Below are 23,268 nucleotides of genomic sequence, written 5' to 3' on the forward strand. Positions count from 1 at the left end.
TGACCTGCCCCGGAGGAGTCGCTTCCGATACGGGCGGGTCAGGTGAGCAGATCGTCTACTTGTGCTTCACCATCACGGTACCTGCGGGCGATCTCGGCACTGCAATCGTCGGCGGTCCGCTGGAGCTGCTGCCGGCGCCGCGAGACCTGCTGCTCGTAGCGGATCAGGCGCCCGGTCGCGGTGTGCAGCTCCTCGTCCGTGCGGGCGGCGAGGTCGGAGAGCTCGACCTCGGCGTCCATTTCGGCGGCGAGGAGGCGGTACTCCTCGCTGCGCGGCGCGGACAGCGTGACGTGGCGGGCGGAGGCGCGGTGCGAGGACGGCGCGTCCGTGAGGATCTCGGCGAGCCGCTCCACCACCGGCGCCTGCGGCCCGGTGCGCCGGGCCAGCTCGGCCCGCAGGATGTCGATCCGGCCGTGCAGCAGCCGCCGTACGTAGCTGAGGTCGGCCTCGTCGCGCTGCGACTGCCGGCGCAGGGTGCGCAGCTCGGCGAGCCGGAGCGCGGCCAGGTCGTGGTCGCGCTGGGGCGGCAGCGTGCCGCCCGCCCGCTGTACGGGCGGTCGCACGGCGGTACGCGGGTTGGTCCGGGTCAGCGATACGGGACCGGGCGACTGCCCGGCGCCTGGTGTGCTCATGCGTCTTTCCGTCCCCTCGACCGGTGCATGGGGTCTCCCCGGGCCCGAAGGACCAAGGGGAAGCACCGCCTGTACGCATCGTGCCACTCCGGGTACGGCACGTGCAGGTGCACTGCACCCGTTCAGCCGCTCGGAAATCGGAGCGACCCGTGGCATAGGTTGGGGCGCATGCGAGCGGTGGTGCAGAGAGTCGACGGCGCGAAGGTCGTCGTGGCCGGCGAGACGGTCGGCGAGATCGCGGGCGAGGGCCTGTGTGTCCTGGTCGGAGTCACCCACGAGGACAATCCGGACAAGGCGGCGCAGCTCGCCCGCAAGCTGTGGTCGGTTCGCATCCTTGAGGGGGAGAAGTCCTGCTCGGACGTGAATGCGCCCTTGCTGGTGATTTCGCAGTTCACTCTCTACGGGGACGCCCGCAAGGGCCGCCGCCCCACGTGGAACGCGGCCGCCCCCGGCGACGTGGCCGAGCCCTTGGTCGACGAGGTGGTGGCCCAGCTGCGGGCCCTTGGCGCACACGTGGAGATGGGCCGCTTCGGCGCGGACATGCGGGTGTCCCTCACCAACCACGGCCCGTTCACGGTCCTGGTAGAGGTCTGAGACCTCCGGCTTCCCGAAGGCCCTACGGCTCGACCACGACCTCCTGGGCCGCCGCCGTGTTGCCCGCGAGCAGCTCCGCGTCCACCGGGACGTTGCGCTTGACCAGGGCCAGCGCGATCGGGCCCAGCTCGTGGTGGCGGGCCGAGGTCGTGATGAAGCCGAGCTGGCGGCCCTCGGCGCCGTCGGCCGCGAGCCTGACCGGCGTACCGGACCCGGGAAGCAGCACCTCGCTGCCGTCCAGGTGCAGGAAGACCAGGCGGCGCGGCGGCTTCCCCAGGTTGTGGACGCGGGCGACCGTCTCCTGGCCCCGGTAGCAGCCCTTCTGCAGGTGGACGGCCGAGCCTATCCAGCCCACCTCGTGCGGGATCGTCCGGTGGTCGGTCTCGAAGCCGAGCCGCGGCCGGTGCGCCTCCACGCGGAGCGCCTCGTACGCCAGGATGCCGACGAGCGGGCCCGCCTCGGCGGCGTACTTCTCCAGGTCCGCGCGCGGCAGGAACAGATCGCGGCCGTACGCCGTCTCGCGTACGACCACGCCGTCCGGCACCTCGGCGATGGAGCCGGCGGGCAGGTGGACGACCGCGAACTCCTCGGTGCGGTCGGCGACTTCGACGCGGTAGAAGAACTTCATCGACTCCAGGTAGGCGATCAGCTCGCCCTCGGTGCCGGGCTCGACGTGGATCCACACCGTCGTGCCGTCGTCGACGAGATACAGGGCGTGCTCGACGTGACCGTTCGCGGAGAGGATGAGCGCCTCGGTGGCCTGCCCGACGGGCAGCTCGCTGACGTGCTGGGTGAGCAGCAGGTGCAGCCAGCTCAGCCGGTCGTCGCCGGTGACGGTGACGACACCGCGGTGCGAGAGGTCGACGAGACCGGTGCCGCCGGCGAGCGCGCGCTGCTCGCGGAACAGGTCGCCGTAGTGCGCCGCGACTCCTTCGTCGCGCCCTTCGGCGGGGACGGCGCCGGGCTGGGACAGCAGGGGGCTCTTCATGTACGCAAGCCTACGACGCGGTACTTGCCGTGTTAGTTGAGTCAGCTCCGCCGACGGGTTTCTTGGCACAGTCCGTGCAGCGCCCGAAGATGGCGAAATGCTTCATGTCCGTCTCGAAGCCGAAGGTGTCCCTGAGCTTCCCGGTGAAGTCACCGGCCACGTCCACATCGGCCTCGATCACCTTGGTGCAGTCGCGGCACACCAGGTGGATGTGGTGGTGGCGGTCGGCCAGGTGGTACGTCGGGGCGCCGTGGCCGAGGTGGGCGTGCGAGACCAGACCCAGCTCCTCCAGGAGCTCCAGGGTCCGGTACACGGTGGAGATGTTCACGCCGCCCGCCGTCTTCCGCACCTGGGTGAGGATGTCGTCGGGCGTCGCGTGTTCGAGTACGTCGACGGCCTCCAGGACGAGCTGTCGCTGGGGGGTCAGCCGGTACCCGCGCCTGCGGAGGTCGCTCTGCCAGTCGGTGGTCACCACGCTCCCAGTGTAGGAGCGAACGCGCTCCGCGGGACGTGGTGCGCGTCGCCTGCGGGCCGGTGGGGGCTGGTCGCGCAGTTCCCCGCGCCCCTTCAGGGCGCGGTACCGCACCGGCTCGCTCAGTTGGACGGGCGGCCTACTTGAAGAAGGCGATTCCGTCGTCCGGGAGGTCGCCGAGGCCACGGGCCATCTCCGCGACCTGTTCCGGCGTGACGACCTTCTTCAGGTGCGCCGACATGTAGGGGCGGAGCTCGACCTCGGGGGTCGCCTTCTCGCCGACCCACATCAGGTCGCTCTTGACGTAGCCGTAGAGCCGCTTGCCACCGGTGTACGGGCCGGAGGCCGCGGTGCGGGCGACGGCGTCGGTGACCAGGTCGATCTGCGGCTTCTGGTGGGCGAGCTCGCCGTACCAGATCTCGACGATGCCCTGGTCGCGGACCATGACGACCTCGACCTTGCGGTCCTTGTCGATGCGCCAGTAGCCCGACTCGGACTCCAGCGGCTTCACCTTGTTGCCCTCGGCGTCCAGGATCCAGGAGTGCGAGACGTACTCCAGGAAGTCACGGCCGTCGTGGGAGAAGGTCACGGACTGCCCGAAGTTCGCCTTCTCGGCACCGGGGAAGTCGGTGACGCCGGCGCCCTCCCACGTACCGAGGAGGAAGACCAGGGGGACCAGGTCGGGGTGGAGGTCGGACGGAATCTCGATCATGAGGCTGCGATCTCTTCGTTGCGGTCGGGGTTAGCGCTGACCCTGGTACAGCTTCTTCACGGTCAGCCCGGCGAAGGCGAGGACGCCGACGCAGACCAGGACAAGGAGGGTGGAGAAAACAGCCTCAAGCACGGGGGGCTCCTCGCATGAGCGGGTGTAGGGGCGGTCAGGGCCGGCCCCCAGCCTAATGGGTGGGGGGCCGGCCCTCCCTGTGAGGTACGCCGCCGGTGGCGCGCCCGTGCGAACCCGGGGGATTGGCCCGGGGCCCCTGACGCGGTGGCAGGGCATGTCTGTGGCCCCACAGCCGCGGGGGGAGGTTGTGGCGCCGCGGATTACAGTTCGGCACATGCCGAACAACAAGCTCGTGATCAAGGTGACCGCCGGCGCCGAGGCGCCCGAGCGGTGTTCGCAGGCCTTCACCGTCGCGGCGGTGGCCGCGGCCAGCGGGGTGGAGGTCTCGCTGTGGCTGACGGGCGAATCGTCCTGGTTCGCCCTGCCGGGCCGGGCCGCGGAGTTCTCGCTCCCCCATGCCGCGCCGCTGCCCGACCTGATCGAGTCGGTCCAGGGCGCGGGCGGGCGGATCACGCTGTGCACGCAGTGCGCGACGCGCCGGGACATCGCGGAGAAGGACGTCCTGAAGGGCGTACGGATCGCGGGCGCGCAGGTCTTCGTGCAGGAGATCATGGGGGACGGCGTGCAGGCGCTCGTGTACTAGGCGGTCAGCAGCTCGTGTACCGGGCCGGCTGGAAGGCCCGGCGAGCGGGTCACTGGCGGGGCTTCTTGCCGTCCAGCTCGTCCCACCACTCGTCCGACTTCGGGTCGCCGGAGGGGTCGTCCCACCAGCGGTCGTCGGGGCCGCGCCGGTTGGCGACCATCGCGGCGACGGGCGGGATCACCATGGCGACCACGCACATGCCCACCGCCACCGGGACCGACCACAGGCGCACGAAACCCCAGGCGGACACGAAGAGCAGGATGCAGCCGCCCATCATCCAGAAATAGCCGCGCCGTCGCCGGGCCAACATAAATCCAGCGTACGACCGCGGAGCCGGACTCGAAACGGCACGGGCCGACCGCGCCCTTGGGCGTACAGGCGGACGGCACGGAGGGCCGCACCCCATTCCAAGGCGTCCAACCCCCGGGGTGCGGCCCTCCGGCCGGTACTGCGGTGTGCCGTCGGTCAGACGGCGATGGCGACCTCGGCGAGGCCACCGGTCTGGGCGACGACCGTACGGTCCGCGCTGCCGCCCGGCACCAGGGCGCGCACGGTCCACGTGCCCTCGGCCGCGTAGAAGCGGAACTGTCCGGTGGCCGAGGTCGGGACCTCGGCGGTGAACTCGCCGGTCGAGTCGAGCAGGCGCACGTAACCGGTGACGGGCTCGCCGTCGCGGGTCACCTGGCCCTGGATGGTGGTCTCACCGGGCTTGATCGTCGAGGCATCGGGCCCGCCGGCCTTCGCTCCACACATGTGGGTCTCCTGAGGGGTTTTACGGATGGGAGGGAGGTCCGGGGGTTACTTGTTGGCGCCGAGCTCGATCGGCACGCCGACGAGGGAGCCGTACTCGGTCCACGAGCCGTCGTAGTTCTTGACGTTGGTCTGGCCGAGCAGCTCGTGCAGCACGAACCAGGTCAGGGCGGAGCGCTCACCGATGCGGCAGTAGGCGATGGTGTCCTTGGCGAGGTCGACCTGCTCGGCCTCGTAGAGGGCCTTGAGCTCGTCGTCCGACTTGAAGGTGCCGTCGTCGTTGGCGTTCTTCGACCACGGGATGTTGCGGGCGGACGGGACGTGGCCCGGGCGCTGCGACTGCTCCTGCGGGAGGTGGGCCGGGGCGAGCAGCTTGCCGGAGAACTCGTCGGGCGAGCGCACGTCGACGAGGTTCTTGGTGCCGATCGCGTTCACGACGTCGTCACGGAAGGCGCGGATCGAGGCGTCCTGCGGCTTGGCCTTGTACTGGGTGGCCGGGCGGCTGGGGACCTGGTCGCCGTCCACGAGGTCGCGGGAGTCGAGCTCCCACTTCTTGCGGCCGCCGTCGAGGAGCTTGACGTCCTGGTGGCCGTAGAGCTTGAAGTACCAGAAGGCGTACGAGGCGAACCAGTTGTTGTTGCCGCCGTAGAGGACGACGGTGGTGTCGTTCCCGATCCCCTTGGCGGAGAGGAGGGCCTCGAACCCTTCCTGGTCGATGAAGTCGCGGCGGACCGGGTCCTGGAGGTCCTTGGTCCAGTCGATCCGGATCGCGTTCTTGATGTGGTTCTTCTCGTACGCCGAGGTGTCCTCGTCGACCTCGACGATGGCGACCTTCGGGTCCTCGATGTGGGCCTCGACCCAGTCGGCGTCTACCAGGACGTCGCTGCGGCTCATGTTGTTTCTCCTCCGGGGCAGTCTGCGGGGGGCGATGCAGGTGTGCGGGTACGCGTCCGGGGCGCGCTACGGGCGGCACGGGGTGGCCCTGATCCGGTCGACCCGATTGCGGTCGCTCTCGGCCAAAGGGCCCGGGGAATGCGGGAGTTGAGCGTCCCGCTCAGAAGGGGCGACAGAGCATGGCGGCGACGCGGCACAGGTCTACTGCCCGCCGCTTCGTGAGGTCCGCCTGTCGCTTCATGCGTCCGATCGTAGGGAGGCAAACCGGGGCGTGTCACCGGCGTGTCACATACTGAGACTCGATCATCCGCATACTGATACACGATCTACCCCGGGACTGCCCCGGCCCCCTCCGGGGTGATGGATCCCGGGGCGGGTTTCTGCCCTACGGACAAGGGTGTCTCACGATGCGGGCGTGGGTGCCGGAGGGGGCTCAAGCCCTGCACGGGCCTGCACCCCAGCCCCCTGGGCTCTCCGCCCCCGGATCCCCGCTCCTCAGACGCCGGAGGGGCTGCATACGGGCGATCGGTCGGCCTCGGGCCGTGGGTGGTTGCTCGCGCAGTTCCCCGCGCCCCTGCGGCACCGGGCTTAGCAGGGAGCGTTCCCTGCCAAGCCCGGTGAGTTCGGACATCAGCCCACCTCCGGCCCGTGTGGTGAGCATGGATGTCCGCCCACATCCAGCCGTCAGGGGATCACGGGCGTCAGCCCATCTCCAGACCGTCAGGCGATCAAGGAGGTCGGCCCAGATCCAGCCTGTTCGGCGATCGCGGACGCCAGCCCACCCCCAGCCCGTCATGGGGGTCCCCCTGGCCCTTAAGGCCTTGGGGGAGTTTGAGGACGAGCGCTCTTCAGGCGCAAACGGGGTCCGGGGGGGCGGAGCCCCCCGACAGGGGCGCAGGGGACGAAGTCCCCGCAGGGGGCCTGGGGCGCAGCCCCAGGGCTCAACCCATCCAACCCCCTGCACGGGCGGGTGGGTGGGCGAACACCCCGGGGGTGCAGGGGGCAGAGCCCTCGCATGAGGTCTGGGGCGGAGCCCCAGGGGCCGGACCATTCCACGCTGAGCAACGGGCGGGTGGGTGGGCAAGCCCCCGGGGTCTGGGGCTCAGCCCCAGGCAAGCCCCCCACCCAAACCCGCCCCGCGTTGGGCGGTGGGCCAGGGTCAGCCCGCCAGGCGGACGTCCGTGCCCTCGCCCGAGAAGCGCAGCCCCGCCTCGGTGGCCGTCACCTTGTTCAGCTTGATGCTCGACGGCATCCCGTCGATCTTCAGGTCGTAGTCGACCGCCTTGCGCAGCCGCTGGTCGAACCCCGGCACCGGCAGCTTCGGCAGCGACTCCGCCCGAAGCTGCACCGACCCCGACCCGTTCAGACTCACCGTGCTGTACGCCGACACCGTCCGCCCCTGGAGCAGCGCCTTGATGGAAGCCGGCAGCGTAACGCCCTGCCCCTCCAGGAGGTCCGTGAGCGGCCCGGTCACCTTGACCTGGCCCTTCGCCGCCCGCTCCGCCCCCGCGTAACCGACCGTCGCCCCCTTGGGCGCGGCCTTCGACAGGTCGGCGTACGAGATCTGCGCCGCCCCCTCGGCCCGCCCCGCCACCGCCGACGAGAACGAGCTGTCGATCTTCACCGCGTACAGCTCGGCCGTGACCTCGGTGACGTTGACCGAGTGGCCCCCCGCCGTGGCGGTGACCCCGGACAGCGAGACGTCGACCTCGTCGAGCTCCTTGCCGAGCACCTGGGTCAGGAAGGGGAAGCCCTTGATGTCGACGTCGGGGGTCGAGCCGAGCCGCTGGCTGCTCTTGATCTTGTCGGCCGTCTTGGACTCGGCGATGTTCACCGCGATGCGGTCCGCCGCGACGAAGATGCCGCCCAGAACGATCGCGATGATCAAAAGTATTCGCAGTGCGCGCATTGCGTACGTCCCCCACCAGTCGGCCACCAGTCGGCCATCGACCCTTTGATCAGAAACTCCGGATGATCGATCCTCCTGTTCGTGACCAATCCTCCGGAATGACGATCTCGACCCTAACCGCGGTTCCCTACGCCACGGCCCGCCCGATGAGATACAGCACAGGAACGGCCGCGGTGAGCGGCAGGGCCACGCCCGCCGTCATGTGCACGAACCGGGACGGGTAGTCGTACGAGGCGACCCGCAGGCCGATCAGCGCGCAGCCCCCGGCCGCGAGGCCGAGCAGCGCGCCGCCCCCGCCGATGCCGGTCAGACCGCCCACCGCGATCCCCACGCCTGCCGCCGCGAGCAGCGCGACCACCACGGAGGCGGCCGACGGCAGCGGCAGCGCCCGCGCGAGGGCCGCGACGGCCACGGCGGCCGCACCGACGGACACCGCGTGCGGCGGCGCCGCGAGGTACCCGCCGGCCAGGATCGCGAGCGCCGCCGAGGCGACCGTCGCCATCAGGCCGTACATCCGCTCGTCGGGGTCGGCGTGCGAGCGCAGCTGGAGTACGAGCGTGAGCAGCACCCACACCCCGAGCGTGCCCAGGATCGCGGCCGGCGCGTGCTCACGGCCGAGCGCGAGCAGGGCGACGTCGGCGACGAGCCCGCCCGCGAAGGCGAGCGCGATGCCCTGCCGGGCCGGCCACATCCCGTTCAGCCGGAACCAGCCCGCCGCCGTCACCGCCTGGAGCGCGACGAGCGGCACGGCCAGCGCGTACGGGCCCACGGGCGCCGCGACCGCGAGCAGCAGGCCCAGTACGGCGGTGAGCGCGGCGGGCTGCATCCCCGGCGCGATGATCGGCGAACGCCCCTCCGCGCGGGCCCGCTGGGCGTCGGTGATCCGCGCGTTGCCGACGGTCGTCGGCGAGTTGTACGCCGGTCCCCCGCCGGAAGCGGAAGCCGGAGCCGGGGCCGAAGCGTGAGCGGGGCCGGGAACAGGAACGGAAACGTGCGTGGGGGCCGCGGCCGGCTCGTACACCGGTGCCGGGGCGGGCCCGGACGTCATCGGCACCTCGGGCGGCAGTGGCACGGACGTCGTCCCCGCACCGTTCTGCGCCGCGTTCTGCGGCGGCAGGTACGCCGTGTCCGCCGCGTAGGACGTCTCCGGCGCGCCCTCCTGCCAGGGCTGCCCGGGCGTGGGCTGTGCGTGACGCCCATGGCGAGGCGCGGGCTCCGCCGGCTGCTGTGCGGGCCCGGGCGGGATCGTGGGCTGGTACTGGGTGTCCCAGGTCTGCCCCTCCCAGGTCTGCGTGTACTGCTGCTGATCCTGGTACGGCTCGTACGGGAACGGCGCCTGTGGCTGCACGGGCTGCCCGTACTGGTCGTACTGGGGCTGCTGTTGATACGGGTACTGCTCGCTCATGACGTGGGGGTCACCCTCCTGCGAACGGCGGGAGCACCTCGACCGTGCCGCCCTCGGCAAGGCGTACGGTCTCATGGTTCCGCTTCCCGACGGGGTCACCGTCGACCAGGAAGGAACACCGCTGAAGTACGCGCGTGAGCTCTCCGGGGTGCCGTTCGCGCACCGCGTCGAGGGCCTCGGCCAGCGTCCCGGCGGCGTACGGCTCCTCGCCGACACCGGCGGCGGACTTGGCCGCGGCCCAGAAGCGGATGGTTCCCGCTGCCATGGTGAGGCTCCTTTCGTCGCCCTCCATGATGGGCTACGCGGCGGGCCGCGCGGCCGTCAGCCAGCCCGCGATCCGCCCGAGCAGCTCCTCGCCGGCCGCGTTCTCGGCGTGCCCCATGCCCGGCTCCAGCCACAACTGCGCAGGTCCGGCGGCCGCCAGCATGCGCGGGTGATCCACCGGGAAGTACGGGTCGCGGTCACCGTGCACGACGAGCAGCGGGGTCGGCGCGATCAGCGGGACCGCCTCGACGGGCGAGAGCGGCACCGGGTCCCAGTCCTCGGAGTGGATCCGGGTCGCGAAGCCGAGGCGGCCCACGAGGCGCCCGGCGGGCCGGGTGACGAGCCAGTGCACCCGCCGCATCGGGGCCGTCCCCCGGTAGTACCACCGGGCGGGCGCGCTGACCGCCGCCACTGCTTCTGTGCGCCCCCGTGCTCCCCCTTGGTGGGCCGCCGCGTGCCGCAGCACCACGGAGCCCCCCATCGAGAAGCCGACGGTCACCACCCGTTCGTACCCGAGTGATCTCGCCCACTCGACGGCCGCCGCCAGATCGAGCACCTCGCGGTCGCCGACGGTCGAACGCCCGCCGGACTTCCCGTGCCCCCGGAACGAGAAAGTGATCACGGCCGCGTACTGCGCGAACACCCCCGCGGCCCTTCGTACGGCGGGCCGGTCGGCCGATCCGGTGAACCCGTGCGCGACCACGATCGCGGTGTCGCAGGCGCCCTTCACCCAGGGTTCGTAAACCGCCTCGATACGGACACCGTCGGACGTACACAGAGTTGCGCGCCGAGGTCCAGGAGTGATCGAGGAAACAGCTGAAGTGTGAAATCGACCCTCTGCCCCGGCATTCATGTGGGCTATTCTCCTTGGCAGAGGATCCGGGCAACGCAGCCCCCGGGTCCTTTTGTGTTTCCCGGTCGTTGTTACGGACGGGTGAACAAACGCTCACACCAAGGGTCGGCGGGTTAGGCCCTTGAAGCACCACCAAAGTACGAAGCAGTGCCGCAACGCCCCCGAGCTCCTGAGGAGCAGGGGGAACCCCCTCCGCAGGGACCGAGGAGGAACCGACGTTATGGGCGAGCGAACCGTGCACGATACGAAGACGACCTTGGCAGGGACGACCCGGGCAGGTGAGGCGCGATGAGCTCCTTGCTGCTCCTGACCAATGCCCTTCAGCCGTCGACGGAGGTGCTCCCCGCTCTCGGCCTGCTTCTGCACAGTGTGCGGGTGGCCCCCGCCGAGGGCCCGGCCCTCGTCGACACCCCTGGTGCCGACGTCATCCTGATCGACGGCCGCCGCGACCTGCCGCACGTGCGGTCGCTGTGCCAGCTCCTTCGCTCCACGGGCCCCGGCTGCCCGCTGATCCTGGTCGTCACCGAGGGCGGTCTGGCCGCCGTCACCGCCGACTGGGGCATCGACGACGTCCTGCTCGACACCGCCGGTCCCGCCGAGGTCGAGGCCCGGCTGCGGCTCGCCACCGGCCGGGCGCAGGCCACCTCCGACGACTCTCCCATGGAGATCCGCAACGGCGACCTCTCGGTCGACGAGGCGACGTACAGCGCGAAGCTGAAGGGGCGGGTCCTGGACCTGACCTTCAAGGAGTTCGAGCTGCTCAAGTACCTCGCCCAGCACCCGGGCCGGGTGTTCACGCGCGCCCAGCTGCTCCAGGAGGTCTGGGGCTACGACTACTTCGGCGGCACCCGTACGGTCGACGTCCACGTACGGCGGCTGCGGGCCAAGCTCGGCCCCGAGCACGAGTCGCTGATCGGCACCGTCCGCAACGTCGGCTACCGCTTCGTGACGCCCGAGAAGCCCGAGCGCACCGCCGAGGACGCCAAGGCGAAGGCGGTCGTCGACGCGGCCACCGCCGAGACGAAGGAAGCCGCGGCCCGCTCCCAGAAGCGGTAGATCACGTTCCTCGGCGGGGTAACCCGAACGGCAGATCACGCATGGGGTACGACCTGCGATATGCCCTGCCCAGAGGCGGGTCACCCCGCGTAGACTGCCGCGCGTGGCCAAGGTGACGCGGGACGACGTGGCACGACTTGCGGGTACTTCGACCGCCGTCGTCAGTTACGTCATCAACAACGGACCCCGGCCGGTCGCCCCGGCCACGCGCGAGCGTGTCCTCGCCGCGATCAAGGAGCTGGGGTACCGGCCGGACCGGGTCGCCCAGGCGATGGCGTCGCGGCGCACCGACCTCATAGGAATGATCGTCCCGGACGCGCGTCAGCCGTTCTTCGCGGAGATGGCGCACGCCGTCGAGCAGGCCGCCTCCGAGCGCGGAAAAATGGTCCTGGTCGGCAACTCCGACTACATCGACGACCGCGAGGTGCACTACCTGCGGGCCTTCCTCGGCATGCGGGTCGCGGGGCTCATCCTGGTCAGCCAGGGCCCCAGCGAGCGGGCCGCGGCCGAGATCGACGCCTGGGACGCCCGCGTGGTGCTGCTGCACGAGCGGCCCGAGGCGATCGACGACGTCGCGGTCGTCACGGACGACATCGGCGGCGCCCAGCTCGCCACCCGCCACCTGCTCGAACACGGTCATGAGTACGTCGCCTGCCTCGGCGGCATCGAGTCGACCCCGGCCGTCGGCGACCCGGTGGCCGACCACGTCGAGGGCTGGCGCCGGGCCATGCTGGAGTCCGGCCGCTCCCTCGAAGGCCGCCTCTTCCAGGCCCCGTACAACCGGTACGACGCCTACAAGGTGGCCCTGGAGATCCTCGCCGGGCCCGAGCGGCCGCCGGCCATCTTCTGCGCGACCGACGACCAGGCGATCGGCGTCCTGCGGGCCGCCCGCGAGCTGCGCATCGACGTGCCGGGGGAGCTCGCCGTGGCGGGCTTCGACGACGTCAAGGAAGCGGCCCTCACCGATCCGCCGCTGACCACGATCGCCTCCGACCGGCCGGCGATGGCGCGGGCCGCCGTCGACCTGGTCCTGGACGACGGGCTGCGGGTGGCGGGCTCGCGCCGGGAGCGCCTGAAGCAGTTCCCCTCGCGGCTCGTCGTACGCCGTTCCTGCGGCTGCGGATAGGCTGCGCCGCAGACCGGGAGGCGTTGCCCCAACCTCCTGCCCGTTGCGCGGAGTTGAAGAAGTACTCCCTTCCGGGCCGCGCCCCGGCCCCCTCTGCCGCGCGACCCCCGACGACGCTGAACCCCACGCCTTTATTTCGGGCAAACGCGGTTCTGCCGGGCTTCTTACGCGGTCCTCAGACTGCTCTCATGAACGCGTCCGATCGTCATAGACATGACCGAGAGCCCCCGCCACAGCGGCGAGTACCCCGAGCAGCAGCCGAATCACTCTGACGAGTCCTGGCAGCGAGCCAAGGACGACGCGCGGCGAGAGGCCGAGGCCTACGCGGCTGCCTATCCCCCGCCGCCCCCGTACCAGCCGACCACTCCGGTGGCCACCGGCCCCGGCACCACGGTGTGGCCGGGCAACGCGGCCGCCCACCCCGAGCCCGGCCCCGCCGGGTTCCACGGCGGCGGCAACGGCGGCGGGACCGCGCACCTCGCCGGTGGCGAGGCAGGCGCCCCCGGGCCCCGGCGTGCCAAGCGTCCGGTCGGGCTCCTCGCGGCCGTGGCCATCATCGCGGCGGCCATAGGCGGCGGCACCGCGAGCCTCGTCGAGCACTACGTCGGCAACGACAGCTCCACCGTCAGCTCCGGGGTCAGCGGCACCAACGCCTCCAACAGCACCAACGGCACGGTCGCGGGCGTCGCCAAGGCCGCCATGCCGAGCATCGTCGAGATCAACGCGACGTCCGGCTCGGGCGCGTCGACCGGCGCGGGCGTGATCATCACCGCCAACGGCGAGATCATCACCAACAATCACGTCATCGCGGGCTCGACCTCGATCAAGGTGAAGCTCAGCAACGGCAAGACGTACACCGCGAAGGTCGTCGGCACCGACCCCGACAAGGACCTCGCGCTGATCAAGCTGGACGGGGCGAGCGGCCTCAAGCCTGCCAGCCTCGGCGACTCCAGCAAGATCGCGGTCGGCGACCAGGTCGTCGCCATCGGCTCCCCCGAGGGCCTCACCGGCACGGTCACCTCCGGCATCGTCTCCGCCCTCGACCGCGATGTCACCGTCGCCAAGGAGCAGGGCAACCAGGGTCAAGGGCAGGGCCGGGGGCGCGGGAACGGCGGCTGGCCGTTCGAGTTCGGCGGGCAGCAGTTCAACGGCGACACCGGCTCCTCGAAGACCACGTACAAGGCGCTCCAGACCGACGCCTCGCTCAACCCGGGCAACTCCGGCGGCGCGCTCATCGACATGAACGGCAACATCATCGGCATCAACTCCGCGATGTACTCGCCGAGTTCGAGTGCCGCGAGCGGTTCGTCGGCCGGCAGTGTCGGGCTCGGTTTCGCCATCCCGATCAACACCGTCAAGTCCGACCTCGCGAGCCTGCGCGGCGGCGGCAGCGGCGGCGCCGACACCGGCGGCAGCAACAACCAGGGCAGCGACAGCTCCGGCAGCGGCTTCGGCGGCAGCTACTGATCCGCCACTGATCCGCGCGGGGCGCGAGCCGCCCCGCGCAGCACCGTCCGCATGCGAGGCTGATGTCACCGAGCCGCAAGACGCAGAAGAAGGAACCCGCTCATGAGCCCCGCCGAGGACGACCCGCAGCGCATCCTGATCGTCGACGACGAGCCCGCCGTCCGCGAGGCGCTGCAGCGCAGTCTCGCCTTCGAGGGATACGGCACCGAGGTCGCCGTCGACGGCCTCGACGCCCTCGCGAAGGCGGAAGCGTACCGGCCCGAGCTGATCGTCCTGGACATCCAGATGCCGCGGATGGACGGGCTCACCGCGGCCCGCCGCCTTCGCGCGGCCGGCTCCACCACGCCGATCCTGATGCTGACCGCGCGCGACACGGTCGGCGACCGCGTCACCGGGCTCGACGCGGGCGCCGACGACTACCTGGTCAAGCCCTTCGAGCTCGACGAACTCTTCGCCCGCATCCGGGCGTTGCTGCGCCGCAGCTCGTACGCGGTCGACGCGGGGGCGGCCGGGCAGGACGCCGGGAACGTCCTCACCTTCGCGGACCTGAGGATGGACCTCTCCACCCGCGAGGTCACCCGCGGCACCCGGGTGGTGGAGCTGACCCGCACCGAGTTCACCCTCCTGGAGATGTTCCTGGCCCACCCGCGCCAGGTGCTGACCCGCGAGCAGATCCTCAAGGCGGTCTGGGGCTTCGACTTCGAGCCGTCGTCCAACTCCCTCGACGTGTACGTCATGTACCTGCGCCGCAAGACGGAGGCGGGCGGCGAGCCGCGCCTCGTGCACACGGTGCGGGGCGTGGGGTACGCGCTCCGGCCGGGCGGCGCGGAGTGAACCGTCTGCTCGGCCGGTACCGCGCGATGCCGCTGCGGTCCCGGCTCGCGATGCTGGTGGCCGTCGCGGTCGCGGTCGCGGTCGCGGGGCTCGCCGTGGCGTGCTGGTTCTTCACCCGCGGGGTGCTGACCAGCCAGCTGGACGCCCGGCTGAGCGCCGAAAGCCGAAGCAGCGCCAGCACCGACTACGCCTTCCAGCTGATCCAGAACTGCCGCAGTGTGACCCCCCGTCCCATCCTGCTTCCCGGCAACACACCTCTCACCCAGGTCGTGTACGCCGACGGCTCGGTGTGCGCCAACCCGAAGTCCGCCCAACTGCCCGTGCAGCACTCGGACATTCAGGTGGCCAAAGGCTTCCGAAACGACGCCATGCACACCACGACCGACAGCTCCGGTGTGGAACGCCGTGTGTTCACCCAGTACGCCAACGTGCAGAGCGGTCTCGCCCAGGAGCACATCGCCGTCTCCATCGCGGTGCCGATGGCAGAGGTGACCAAGCCGCTCAACCAGCTGGCGCTCGTCCTTCTGAGCCTCGCCGGCATCGGCGTCATCGGCGCCGGAGCCGCCGGCCTCTGGGTCGCGCGGACCGGCCTGCGCCCCGTGGACAAGCTGACCGGGGCCGTGGAGCACGTGGCCCGCACCGAGGACTTGACCGTACGCATCCCGGTCGAGGGCGAGGACGAGATCGCGCGCCTGTCCCGCTCGTTCAACGCGATGACCGCCGCGCTCGCCTCCTCCCGGGACCGGCAGGCGCAGCTCATCGCGGACGCCGGGCACGAGCTGCGTACGCCGCTCACCTCGCTGCGTACGAACATCGAACTGCTCGCCCGGAGCGAGGAGACCGGGCGGGCCATTCCGCCCGCCGACCGCAAGGCGCTGATGGCGTCGGTGACGGCACAGATGTCCGAACTGGCCTCGCTCATCGGGGACTTGCAGGAGCTGTCGCGTCCGGACGCGGTCCGGGAGGGCCCGCTGGAGGTGGTCGGCCTGCACGACATCACCCGGGTCGCGCTGGACCGGGCGCGGCTGCGCGGCCCCGAGCTGACCATCACTGCGGACCTCGCGCCCTGGTACGTGCGGGCCGAGCCGGCGGCGTTGCAGCGGGCGGTGGTGAATGTGCTGGACAACGCGGTGAAGTTCAGTCCGCCGCGGGGGACGGTCACGGTGGCACTGGACCGGGGTGTCCTGACGGTCCGCGACCAGGGTCCCGGCATCCCGGCCGAGGATCTCCCCCACGTCTTCGAACGCTTCTGGCGCTCCCCTTCGGCGCGGGCGCTGCCCGGCTCGGGGCTGGGGCTGTCGATCGTGGCCCGTACGGTGCAGCACGCGGGCGGCGAGGTCACGCTGTCCGCGGCCCCGTCCGGCGGCACCCTGGCAACGATCACCCTGCCGGGCGCCCCGACCCCGCCCCCGGACACCCCCTGACCAGCAAACCCCCCTGAGGCTCCGCCCCAGACCCCGTTCGCGCCTGAAGGGCGCTCGTCCTCAAACGCCGGACAGGCTAAAGATGCCGGTGCTGCCAGGGTCGATCCTGCTAGGGGCGCGGGGAACTGCGCGACCAGCCCCCACCGGCTCGCGGCCGAAACCCCAGCACGGAGTGCCGAAAGAGCACGAGGGGCGGCGGGGCCGCAAAGCCCCGCCGCCCCTCGACTCGCCGCAGCCGACGGCTACTTCACCACCGTGATCCGCCCCGGAACCGGCGGAGCCATCGGCGCGGACGCCGAAGAGTTCGCAGCCAGGTACGCGTCGAAGACGTCAAGGTCGGACGCCCCGACCAGCTTGTTCGTGCCCACCAGCGCCGGGAACCCGTCACCCCCACCCGCCAGGAACTCGTTCATCGCGACCCGGTAGGTCTTCGCGGGGTCGATCGCGACCCCGTTCAGCTTGATCGTATCGACCACGACCCGCGCCGCTCCCGACTTCGTCATGTCCAGCGTGTACGTCAGGCCCTTCGAGATCTGGAGGATCTTCGGGTCGGCCGCGTTCGGCCCGCTGACCTGCTGCTGGAGCGCGGTGATCAGCTTCGCGCCGGTCAGGTCGACCACGTTCATCATGTTCGTGAACGGCTGGACCGTGAACGCCTCGCCGTACGTCACGACCCCGTCGCCCTCGCTGCCGGAGGCCTTGTAGACCAGGTCCGACCTGATCCCGCCCGGGTTCATGAGGGCTATCTGCGCGCCGCCCTTGTCGGGTGCGGACAGACCCGACAACTGCGCGTCCGCGATCAGGTCGCCCAGCGGCTTCTCGGGGGCCTCGGAGCCGCGGCCGTTGATGTCGGCGGAGATGTAACCCTGCGGCCGGTTGGCGATTGGGGCCGCCAACCTGCCCCAGCGGGCGATCAGTTGGGTCATGTCGGGAGCCTTCGCCTGGTCCCGGCTGACTATGTGGTTCGCCGACTTCGGGGAGTGCTGAGACTTCACCGCCGTACGCACGATGTCGTTCGTACGCCGGTCGTACGTCAGCGTCGTGTCCGTGTACAGCTTGCCGAACGAGGCCGCCGAGGTGACCATGCGCGGGTTGCCCGCCGGGTCCGGGATGGTGCAGACGTACGCCTGGTGGGTGTGGCCGGTGATCAGCGCGTCCACCTTGGGCGTGATGCCTTTGGCTATGTCGACGATGGGGCCGGAGATCCCGCTGCCGGGGCCCTGGCTGTCGCAGCTGTCGTTGTACGCGTTGGTGGACGGCATGCCGCCCTCGTGGATCAGCGCGACGATGGACTTGACGCCCTGGCGGTCCAGTTCCTTGGCGTACTTGTTGATCGTCTCGATCTCGTCGGCGAACTTGAGGCTTTTGACGCCAGCCGCGGTGACGACGTTCGGGGTGCCCTTCAGGGTCACGCCGATGAAGCCGATCTTGACGCCGTTCTTCTGCCACACCGTGTACGGCTTGAGGATCGGCTTGCCGGTCTTCTCGCTGGTCACGTTGGCCGCGAGGTAGGGGAAGTCCGCGCCGCGGAACTTCTTGCCCTTCTCGTAGCAGCCCTCGGTGGGGTGGCAGCCGCCGTTCTGCATGCGGGCGAGCTCGGTGGCGCCCTCGTCGAACTCGTGGTTGCCGACGGCCGTGACGTCCAGCTTGAGCTTGTTGAGCGCCTCGATGGTCGGCTCGTCGTGGAAGAGCCCGGAGAGCAGCGGGCTCGCGCCGATCATGTCGCCGCCGGCCGCGGTGATCGAGTACGGGTGGCCCTGGCGCGCGGTGCGCAGCGAGGTGGCCAGGTACTCCATGCCGCCGGCCGGCACGGACTTGGTGGTCCCGTCCGCCTGACGCTCCGTCACCGCGCCCGCGGAGCCGGCCGGGGGCTCCAGGTTGCCGTGCAGGTCGTTGAAGGAGAGCAGCTGTACGTCGACGGTGCGGTCCGGCTTCGGGTGGTGCCCGTGGTCGTGCGCGTCGGCGGGCATCGCGGCGACGAGCGCTCCGACGGTGGCAAGTCCGGCGGCCCCCGCCCACATTCGTGTGGCGGCACGCTTCATGTGGGGTTTCGCTGGCATGTGTTCTTGGAGTCCCCTGTGAGTTTCCGGTAAGTCCCGGCGCAGCCTAGGGTCAACGCGCGTAGCGCAACAGGGGGTGGCGGGTTACGAGCTGGTTGCCGTTGATCACGTACGGGGCGGAGGGGGATCCGGGCCGCTCGCGCGAAGGCGACCGGGAGATGCCCCGGAGGCGGCCCGAACCGCGACCCGACCGGCGGCAGATCACCTCACCCGACCCCGTCCGCGAGGCCCCCCGCCGTACCCTCGTAGACATGACAGACGCAGCCGCCCCCACCCCGTCCTCCCGCGAGATCCAGACGCTCGACGAGCTCGGTCACTCGCAGGCGCAGGCAGTCCTCGACCTCATCGCCGACGCCGCCCGCAGCGACGGGCAGCAGGCCGTCTCCGAGCAGGGGCGGCTCCAGTTGCGCGGGGGCCGGCGCGAGGGAGTGCGGCATTTTCTGCTGACCGTGGGCGATGTGCTCGCCGGGTACGCCCAGCTGGAGGACACCGACCCGGTCGAGGCGCCCGCCGCCGAGCTCGTCGTGCACCCCGCGCACCGCGGCCACGGGCACGGCCGGGCGCTGGGCAGCGCGCTGCTCGGCGCGACCGGCAAGCGGCTGCGGGTGTGGGCGCACGGCGGCCACTCGGCGGCCCGCCACCTCGCCCAGGTGCTCGGCCTGACCCTGTTCCGCGAACTGCGCCAGCTGCGGCGCCCGTTGAGCCCCCTCGACATCGCCGAGCCCGTCTGGCCCGAGGGCGTCACCGTGCGCACCTTCACGCCGGGCGAGGACGACGCGGCCTGGCTCGCGGTGAACGCGGCCGCCTTCGCGCACCACCCCGAGCAGGGCTCCCTCACCCAGCGCGACCTCGACGACCGCAAGGCCGAGCCCTGGTTCGACCCCAAGGGCTTCTTCCTCGCGGAGCGCGCCGGCGAGATCGTCGGGTTCCACTGGACGAAGGTGCACGCCGAGGAGCGGCTCGGCGAGGTGTACGTCGTCGGGATCCGGCCGGACGCCCAGGGCGGCGGCCTCGGCAAGGCGCTGACGGCGACGGGGCTGCGCCACCTGGCGGCCGAGGGCCTGCCCACCGCGATGCTGTACGTCGACGCCGACAACACGGCGGCGGTCACGGTCTACGAGCGCCTCGGCTTCACCACCCACGAGGTGGACCTGATGTACCGCGCGGAGTCCTGACCTCCCGCCCCCTTGCCCGGACGGGCCGGCCGCCGCATTCTGGTGGCCGCGCCCCGCGGACCGGCCCCCTGGGCGACGCCCGGGGGCCGGGGTTCGCTTGCCCGCACGTCATGTCCTCGTAACCAGCCATTCAGACACGCTTGCGACGCTCGCGTAATGAAGCCGCCGGCGCCCGCCACCCGGAACGGAACAGTTCCCCCCACGAGATCCCCCCGGGCACTCACTCCCGCCCTCTCCGACGCGCTGGACACCCTCGGCGCGCGGAACAATGGGGACATGAGCCAGCAGCCCAGCGCCGAGGTCCCGCTCCAGCCCGCCCAGCCGTCCGTCGGCTCCATAGCCGCGCACCGGCCGCACACGCTCGCGGCCGCCGTCTCCGACCTGGAGCCGGACATCGATGCCGACCTGGACGGCTACGAGGACGAGAGCGAGGGCGACGAGCTCCCCTCGGGCCGCTTCCTGGACCGCGAACGCAGCTGGCTCGCGTTCAACGAGCGCGTCCTGGAGCTCGCCGAGGACCCGGCGACCCCGCTCCTCGAACGGGCGAACTTCCTGGCGATCTTCGCCTCGAACCTGGACGAGTTCTTCATGGTCCGGGTCGCCGGACTCAAGCGCCGCATCGCCACCGGCGTCGCCACCCGCTCCGCCTCCGGACTCCAGCCGCGCGAGGTCCTCGACCTGATCTGGACCCGCTCGCGCGAGCTCATGGCCCGGCACGCCGCCTGCTACCAGCAGGACGTCGCCCCGGCGCTGGCCGACGAGGGCATCCACCTGATCCGCTGGCCGGAGCTCACCGAGAAGGAGCAGGCCCGCCTCTTCACCCTGTTCCGCCAGCAGATCTTCCCGGTCCTCACCCCGCTGGCCGTCGACCCCGCGCACCCCTTCCCGTACATCTCGGGGCTCTCGCTCAACCTCGCCGTGGTGGTGCGCAACCCGGTCTCGGGCCACCGCCACTTCGCGCGCGTGAAGGTGCCGCCGCTGCTCTCCCGCTTCCTGGAGGCCTCGCCGCAGCGCTACGTGCCTCTTGAGGACGTCATCGCGGCGCACCTGGAGGAGCTGTTCCCCGGCATGGAAGTGCTCGCGCACCACATGTTCCGGGTGACGCGGAACGAGGACCTCGAAGTCGAGGAGGACGACGCCGAGAACCTGCTCCAGGCCCTGGAGAAGGAGCTCATGCGGCGCCGCTTCGGCCCGCCGGTGCGCCTGGAGGTCGAGGAGTCCATCGACCCGTACGTACTCGACCTGCTCGTACGGGAGTTGAAGATCTCGGACGCCGAGGTCTACCCGCTGCCGGGCCCGCTCGACCTGACCGGCCTGTTCGGGATCTCCGCGCTCGACCGGCCGGAGCTGAAGTTCCCCAAGTTCGTCGCGGGCACCCACCGCGATCTCGCCGAGGTCGAATCCGCCTCCGCGCCCGACATCTTCGCCGCCCTGCGCGAACGCGACGTGCTCCTGCACCACCCGTACGACTCGTTCTCCACCTCGGTGCAGGCCTTCCTGGAGCAGGCCGCCTCCGACCCGGACGTGCTGGCCATCAAGCAGACCCTGTACCGGACTTCGGGCGACTCGCCGATCGTGGACGCGCTGATAGACGCGGCCGAGTCGGGCAAGCAGGTGCTCGTCCTCGTCGAGATCAAGGCGCGCTTCGACGAGCAGGCCAACATCAAGTGGGCGCGCAAGCTGGAGGAGTCCGGCTGCCACGTCGTGTACGGGCTCGTCGGCCTCAAGACGCACTGCAAGCTCTCCCTCGTGGTGCGCCAGGAGGGCGAGACGCTGCGCCGCTACAGCCACGTCGGGACCGGCAACTACCACCCGAAGACGGCCCGCCTCTACGAGGACCTGGGGCTGCTCACCGCCGACCCGCAGGTCGGCGCGGACCTCTCGGACCTCTTCAACCGGCTGTCCGGGTACTCCCGCCGCGAGACCTACCGGCGTCTGCTCGTCGCCCCCAAGTCCCTTCGGGACGGCCTGATTTCGCGGATCAACAAGGAGATCGCCCACCAGCACGCCGGGCGGCCCGCCTACGTCCGCATCAAGGTCAACTCGATGGTCGACGAGGCCGTGATCGACGCCTGCTACCGGGCCTCCCAGGCCGGTGTGCCCGTCGACATCTGGGTGCGCGGCATCTGCGCGATACGGCCGGGCGTGACCGGGCTCTCGGAGAACATCCGGGTCCGCTCGATCCTCGGCCGCTTCCTGGAGCACTCGCGGGTCTTCGCCTTCGGGAACGGCGGCGAGCCCGAAGTCTGGTTCGGCAGCGCCGACATGATGCACCGCAACCTCGACCGACGGATCGAGGCACTGGTCCGGGTCGCCGACCCGGCCCACCGCGCGGCCCTGAGCCGGCTCCTGGAGACCGGGATGTCGGACACCACGTCGTCCTGGCACCTGGGCGCCGACGGGAACTGGAACCGGCACTCGACCGATGCCGAGGGACAGCCGCTGCGGAACGTACAGGAGATGCTGATAGACGCCCGGAGGCGCCGGCGTGCAACGCCCTGAGAACATCGCCGGACAGGAGCTGGCGGGCGAGATCCTTGCCCCCTACCTCCACGCGCAGGCGGGGGAATTCCTGCGCAGCCTCCGCCTCCACCGCGAGGCGGGGCCCGACAACCACTCCACCGAGGAGGCTGCCCGCGCCCTGCGCGCGGCGGCCCGCCGCATCAGCGGCACCCTGCACACCTTCCGCCCGCTGCTCGACCCGGAGTGGGCCGACCGGCTGCGGGCCGAACTCGCCTGGCTGTCGGGCACGTTGGCGGGCGAGCACTCCTGCTCGGCCCGGCTCACCCGGCTCCTGGACGCGCTGCACCGGCTCTCCGGTCCCGGGGTGCCGGCGCCGCGCGGTGACGCGGGCACCCTCACGGTGGGCGCCGCCCGGGCCGGCGCGCTCCTGGAGCGGCAGCTGACCCTGGCCCGCACCCGGGCCCACTCGGCGGCGCTCCAGGCGCTCGGCTCGTCCCGCTTCCACGCGGTGGCGGACGCGGTCGCGCTGCTGGCCAGCGAGGTGCCACTGGCGTCGGCGGCCGCCGCCCACGCCTGCGAGGTGCTCGCGCCCGCGGCCCTGGACGCCGAGGACCGGCTGGAGCGGGCGGTGGCCGCGCTGCCGCTCGCCCGGGCCGCCCATCCGTACAACGCGGAGGCCCTGGTCCAGGAGAGCGAGTCGCAGGACAGCCCCTGGCACCAGGTGCGCCTGCTGCTCCGGCTGCACCGGTACGCCCAGGAAGTGCTGCACCACGGGCTCGGCGACGCGGCTCCGTGCGAGCGGCTGCTCGCGGCGGGGCGGGCGCTCGACCGGCACCGGGACGCCGCCGAGGCCGCGTCGGCGGCATCCGCCGCGGCCCGCACGCCCCGGATCGCGCCGACCACCGCGTACGCCCTCGGCGTGCTCCACGCCGACCAGCGGCACGACGTGGAGGCGGCCCGCTTCGCCTTCCAGCGGATCTGGCAGCCGGTGGCGGTGACAGCGGCACCGTCGGCGACCACGGCCGCACCATGAGCACCGCCCCCGACGGAACCGTCCTCGCCGCGGGGTGCGTGCTGTGGCGCCGCTCCCCGTGGGGGGACGGCGGGGTAGAGGTCTGCCTCGTCCACCGCCCGAAGTACGACGACTGGTCGCATCCCAAGGGCAAGCTGAAGCGGGGCGAGGCGGCGCTGGCGGGTGCGCTGCGCGAGGTGCTTGAGGAGACCGGGTACCAGTGCACGCCGGGTGCCGCGCTGCCCACCGTCCATTACACGGACGGCCAGGGCCGCCCCAAGCGGGTCGAGTACTGGGCCGCCGAGGCGAGCGAGGGCCGGTTCACCGCGAACTCCGAGGTCGACCGGCTGCTCTGGCTGCCCCCGGCGGCCGCCCACCACCGCCTCACCCAGCCCCGCGACCGCCAGCTGGTCCTCGCGCTGCTCGACGCGCTGCATTCCGCCTGACCCCGGGGCCTGACCCC

General features: G+C 71.5%; 24 protein-coding genes. 11 read left to right on the forward strand and 13 right to left on the reverse strand.

The features are described from left to right. Positions 1–38: 38 nt before the first annotated feature. Complete coding sequence (locus ACSHXC_RS18135; RefSeq protein WP_398880341.1) at positions 39–632, reverse strand: RsiG family protein; 594 nt, start codon at positions 630–632, stop codon at positions 39–41. 168 nt (positions 633–800) lie between these two features. Between ACSHXC_RS18135 and dtd the strand changes: the two genes are divergently transcribed. Beyond that, positions 801–1,226, forward strand: coding sequence for a D-aminoacyl-tRNA deacylase (gene dtd / locus ACSHXC_RS18140; RefSeq protein WP_438292579.1), 426 nt, complete (start codon positions 801–803; stop codon positions 1,224–1,226). Positions 1,227–1,248: 22 nt separating this feature from the next. On the opposite strand, the gene ygfZ is transcribed toward dtd, so the two are convergent. From ygfZ to ACSHXC_RS18155, 3 genes are all read right to left on the reverse strand, one after another. After that, complete coding sequence (ygfZ, locus tag ACSHXC_RS18145) at positions 1,249–2,214, reverse strand: CAF17-like 4Fe-4S cluster assembly/insertion protein YgfZ (protein ID WP_438292580.1); 966 nt, start codon at positions 2,212–2,214, stop codon at positions 1,249–1,251. 10 nt (positions 2,215–2,224) lie between these two features. Then, a complete protein-coding gene (locus ACSHXC_RS18150) occupies positions 2,225–2,689 on the reverse strand; it encodes a Fur family transcriptional regulator (protein WP_438292581.1) in 465 nt (154 codons plus the stop codon). Between the two features lie 136 nt (positions 2,690–2,825). Then, positions 2,826–3,398, reverse strand: a complete 573-nt coding sequence (locus ACSHXC_RS18155; protein ID WP_386031870.1) for an FABP family protein — start codon at positions 3,396–3,398, stop codon at positions 2,826–2,828. Positions 3,399–3,744: 346 nt separating this feature from the next. On the opposite strand from ACSHXC_RS18155, the gene ACSHXC_RS18160 reads away from it, so the two are divergent. Further along, positions 3,745–4,113, forward strand: coding sequence for a DsrE family protein (locus tag ACSHXC_RS18160; RefSeq protein WP_438292582.1), 369 nt, complete (start codon positions 3,745–3,747; stop codon positions 4,111–4,113). A 49-nt stretch (positions 4,114–4,162) separates the two neighbouring features. Here ACSHXC_RS18160 and ACSHXC_RS18165 read toward each other — a convergent pair whose 3' ends face one another. From ACSHXC_RS18165 to ACSHXC_RS18200, 8 genes are all read right to left on the reverse strand, one after another. Further along, positions 4,163–4,423, reverse strand: coding sequence for a DUF3099 domain-containing protein (locus ACSHXC_RS18165; RefSeq protein WP_438292583.1), 261 nt, complete (start codon positions 4,421–4,423; stop codon positions 4,163–4,165). Between the two features lie 155 nt (positions 4,424–4,578). Beyond that, positions 4,579–4,866, reverse strand: a complete 288-nt coding sequence (locus tag ACSHXC_RS18170) for a DUF1416 domain-containing protein (protein WP_030362227.1) — start codon at positions 4,864–4,866, stop codon at positions 4,579–4,581. Between the two features lie 45 nt (positions 4,867–4,911). Then, the gene (locus ACSHXC_RS18175; protein WP_399492039.1) at positions 4,912–5,757 is read right to left on the reverse strand and encodes a sulfurtransferase; all 846 of its coding nucleotides are present in this window, start codon (positions 5,755–5,757) and stop codon (positions 4,912–4,914) included. 160 nt (positions 5,758–5,917) lie between these two features. Continuing rightward, positions 5,918–5,998, reverse strand: coding sequence for an Ms5788A family Cys-rich leader peptide (locus ACSHXC_RS18180; protein WP_350751515.1), 81 nt, complete (start codon positions 5,996–5,998; stop codon positions 5,918–5,920). A 918-nt stretch (positions 5,999–6,916) separates the two neighbouring features. Continuing rightward, the gene (locus ACSHXC_RS18185; RefSeq protein WP_438292584.1) at positions 6,917–7,666 is read right to left on the reverse strand and encodes an LmeA family phospholipid-binding protein; all 750 of its coding nucleotides are present in this window, start codon (positions 7,664–7,666) and stop codon (positions 6,917–6,919) included. 127 nt (positions 7,667–7,793) lie between these two features. After that, on the reverse strand, positions 7,794–9,071 hold the full coding sequence (locus tag ACSHXC_RS18190; RefSeq protein ID WP_438292585.1) for a hypothetical protein: 1,278 nt from the start codon (positions 9,069–9,071) through the stop codon (positions 7,794–7,796). 10 nt (positions 9,072–9,081) lie between these two features. Continuing rightward, positions 9,082–9,336: a MoaD/ThiS family protein gene (locus ACSHXC_RS18195; RefSeq protein ID WP_053729010.1), complete on the reverse strand. Its 255-nt coding sequence runs from the start codon at positions 9,334–9,336 to the stop codon at positions 9,082–9,084. 33 nt (positions 9,337–9,369) lie between these two features. Next, positions 9,370–10,188 (reverse strand): alpha/beta hydrolase, encoded by an 819-nt coding sequence (locus ACSHXC_RS18200; protein WP_438292586.1) that lies wholly within the window; start codon positions 10,186–10,188, stop codon positions 9,370–9,372. A gap of 288 nt (positions 10,189–10,476) precedes the next feature. Here ACSHXC_RS18200 and ACSHXC_RS18205 point away from each other — a divergent pair, with 288 nt between their 5' ends. From ACSHXC_RS18205 to ACSHXC_RS18225, 5 genes are all read left to right on the forward strand, one after another. Then, positions 10,477–11,244 (forward strand): response regulator transcription factor, encoded by a 768-nt coding sequence (locus ACSHXC_RS18205; protein ID WP_438292587.1) that lies wholly within the window; start codon positions 10,477–10,479, stop codon positions 11,242–11,244. Between the two features lie 103 nt (positions 11,245–11,347). Continuing rightward, the gene (locus ACSHXC_RS18210; RefSeq protein WP_386000496.1) at positions 11,348–12,370 is read left to right on the forward strand and encodes a LacI family DNA-binding transcriptional regulator; all 1,023 of its coding nucleotides are present in this window, start codon (positions 11,348–11,350) and stop codon (positions 12,368–12,370) included. Positions 12,371–12,583: 213 nt separating this feature from the next. After that, a complete protein-coding gene (locus tag ACSHXC_RS18215; protein WP_438292588.1) occupies positions 12,584–13,837 on the forward strand; it encodes a S1C family serine protease in 1,254 nt (417 codons plus the stop codon). 102 nt (positions 13,838–13,939) lie between these two features. Beyond that, on the forward strand, positions 13,940–14,671 hold the full coding sequence (locus ACSHXC_RS18220; protein WP_344372264.1) for a response regulator transcription factor: 732 nt from the start codon (positions 13,940–13,942) through the stop codon (positions 14,669–14,671). A 26-nt stretch (positions 14,672–14,697) separates the two neighbouring features. Then, complete coding sequence (locus ACSHXC_RS18225) at positions 14,698–16,095, forward strand: sensor histidine kinase (RefSeq protein WP_438296664.1); 1,398 nt, start codon at positions 14,698–14,700, stop codon at positions 16,093–16,095. Positions 16,096–16,337: 242 nt separating this feature from the next. Here ACSHXC_RS18225 and ACSHXC_RS18230 read toward each other — a convergent pair whose 3' ends face one another. Beyond that, entirely contained in the window at positions 16,338–18,155 is a 1,818-nt protein-coding gene (locus ACSHXC_RS18230) for a bifunctional metallophosphatase/5'-nucleotidase (protein ID WP_438292589.1), read from the reverse strand. A 251-nt stretch (positions 18,156–18,406) separates the two neighbouring features. On the opposite strand from ACSHXC_RS18230, the gene mshD reads away from it, so the two are divergent. The 4 genes from mshD to ACSHXC_RS18250 all read left to right on the forward strand — a co-directional run bounded on the left by mshD (position 18,407) and on the right by ACSHXC_RS18250 (position 23,251). Further along, the gene (gene mshD / locus ACSHXC_RS18235) at positions 18,407–19,330 is read left to right on the forward strand and encodes a mycothiol synthase (RefSeq protein ID WP_438292590.1); all 924 of its coding nucleotides are present in this window, start codon (positions 18,407–18,409) and stop codon (positions 19,328–19,330) included. Between the two features lie 276 nt (positions 19,331–19,606). Then, entirely contained in the window at positions 19,607–21,832 is a 2,226-nt protein-coding gene (locus tag ACSHXC_RS18240) for an RNA degradosome polyphosphate kinase (protein ID WP_438292591.1), read from the forward strand. Continuing rightward, the gene (locus ACSHXC_RS18245) at positions 21,819–22,826 is read left to right on the forward strand and encodes a CHAD domain-containing protein (RefSeq protein ID WP_438292592.1); all 1,008 of its coding nucleotides are present in this window, start codon (positions 21,819–21,821) and stop codon (positions 22,824–22,826) included. Before ACSHXC_RS18240 ends, ACSHXC_RS18245 begins: the two co-directional genes overlap by 14 nt. Continuing rightward, positions 22,823–23,251, forward strand: coding sequence for an NUDIX hydrolase (locus ACSHXC_RS18250; protein ID WP_438292593.1), 429 nt, complete (start codon positions 22,823–22,825; stop codon positions 23,249–23,251). Before ACSHXC_RS18245 ends, ACSHXC_RS18250 begins: the two co-directional genes overlap by 4 nt. The last annotated feature ends 17 nt before the right edge of the window (positions 23,252–23,268 follow it).

The sequence above is a fragment of the Streptomyces sp. HUAS TT7 genome (genome assembly GCF_051550175.1).
Classification (GTDB): domain Bacteria; phylum Actinomycetota; class Actinomycetes; order Streptomycetales; family Streptomycetaceae; genus Streptomyces.

Coding starts and splice junctions, on each gene's coding strand:
- ACSHXC_RS18135 (WP_398880341.1), bottom strand. CDS start 632: ATGAGCACACCAGGCGCCGGGCAGTCGCCCGGTCCCGTATCGCTGACC.
- dtd (WP_438292579.1), top strand. CDS start 801: ATGCGAGCGGTGGTGCAGAGAGTCGACGGCGCGAAGGTCGTCGTGGCC.
- ygfZ (WP_438292580.1), bottom strand. CDS start 2,214: ATGAAGAGCCCCCTGCTGTCCCAGCCCGGCGCCGTCCCCGCCGAAGGG.
- ACSHXC_RS18155 (WP_386031870.1), bottom strand. CDS start 3,398: ATGATCGAGATTCCGTCCGACCTCCACCCCGACCTGGTCCCCCTGGTC.
- ACSHXC_RS18160 (WP_438292582.1), top strand. CDS start 3,745: ATGCCGAACAACAAGCTCGTGATCAAGGTGACCGCCGGCGCCGAGGCG.
- ACSHXC_RS18165 (WP_438292583.1), bottom strand. CDS start 4,423: ATGTTGGCCCGGCGACGGCGCGGCTATTTCTGGATGATGGGCGGCTGC.
- ACSHXC_RS18170 (WP_030362227.1), bottom strand. CDS start 4,866: ATGTGTGGAGCGAAGGCCGGCGGGCCCGATGCCTCGACGATCAAGCCC.
- ACSHXC_RS18175 (WP_399492039.1), bottom strand. CDS start 5,757: ATGAGCCGCAGCGACGTCCTGGTAGACGCCGACTGGGTCGAGGCCCAC.
- ACSHXC_RS18180 (WP_350751515.1), bottom strand. CDS start 5,998: ATGAAGCGACAGGCGGACCTCACGAAGCGGCGGGCAGTAGACCTGTGC.
- ACSHXC_RS18185 (WP_438292584.1), bottom strand. CDS start 7,666: ATGCGCGCACTGCGAATACTTTTGATCATCGCGATCGTTCTGGGCGGC.
- ACSHXC_RS18190 (WP_438292585.1), bottom strand. CDS start 9,071: ATGAGCGAGCAGTACCCGTATCAACAGCAGCCCCAGTACGACCAGTAC.
- ACSHXC_RS18195 (WP_053729010.1), bottom strand. CDS start 9,336: ATGGCAGCGGGAACCATCCGCTTCTGGGCCGCGGCCAAGTCCGCCGCC.
- ACSHXC_RS18200 (WP_438292586.1), bottom strand. CDS start 10,188: ATGAATGCCGGGGCAGAGGGTCGATTTCACACTTCAGCTGTTTCCTCG.
- ACSHXC_RS18205 (WP_438292587.1), top strand. CDS start 10,477: ATGAGCTCCTTGCTGCTCCTGACCAATGCCCTTCAGCCGTCGACGGAG.
- ACSHXC_RS18215 (WP_438292588.1), top strand. CDS start 12,584: ATGACCGAGAGCCCCCGCCACAGCGGCGAGTACCCCGAGCAGCAGCCG.
- ACSHXC_RS18220 (WP_344372264.1), top strand. CDS start 13,940: ATGAGCCCCGCCGAGGACGACCCGCAGCGCATCCTGATCGTCGACGAC.
- ACSHXC_RS18225 (WP_438296664.1), top strand. CDS start 14,698: ATGCCGCTGCGGTCCCGGCTCGCGATGCTGGTGGCCGTCGCGGTCGCG.
- ACSHXC_RS18230 (WP_438292589.1), bottom strand. CDS start 18,155: ATGCCAGCGAAACCCCACATGAAGCGTGCCGCCACACGAATGTGGGCG.
- mshD (WP_438292590.1), top strand. CDS start 18,407: ATGACAGACGCAGCCGCCCCCACCCCGTCCTCCCGCGAGATCCAGACG.
- ACSHXC_RS18240 (WP_438292591.1), top strand. CDS start 19,607: ATGAGCCAGCAGCCCAGCGCCGAGGTCCCGCTCCAGCCCGCCCAGCCG.
- ACSHXC_RS18250 (WP_438292593.1), top strand. CDS start 22,823: ATGAGCACCGCCCCCGACGGAACCGTCCTCGCCGCGGGGTGCGTGCTG.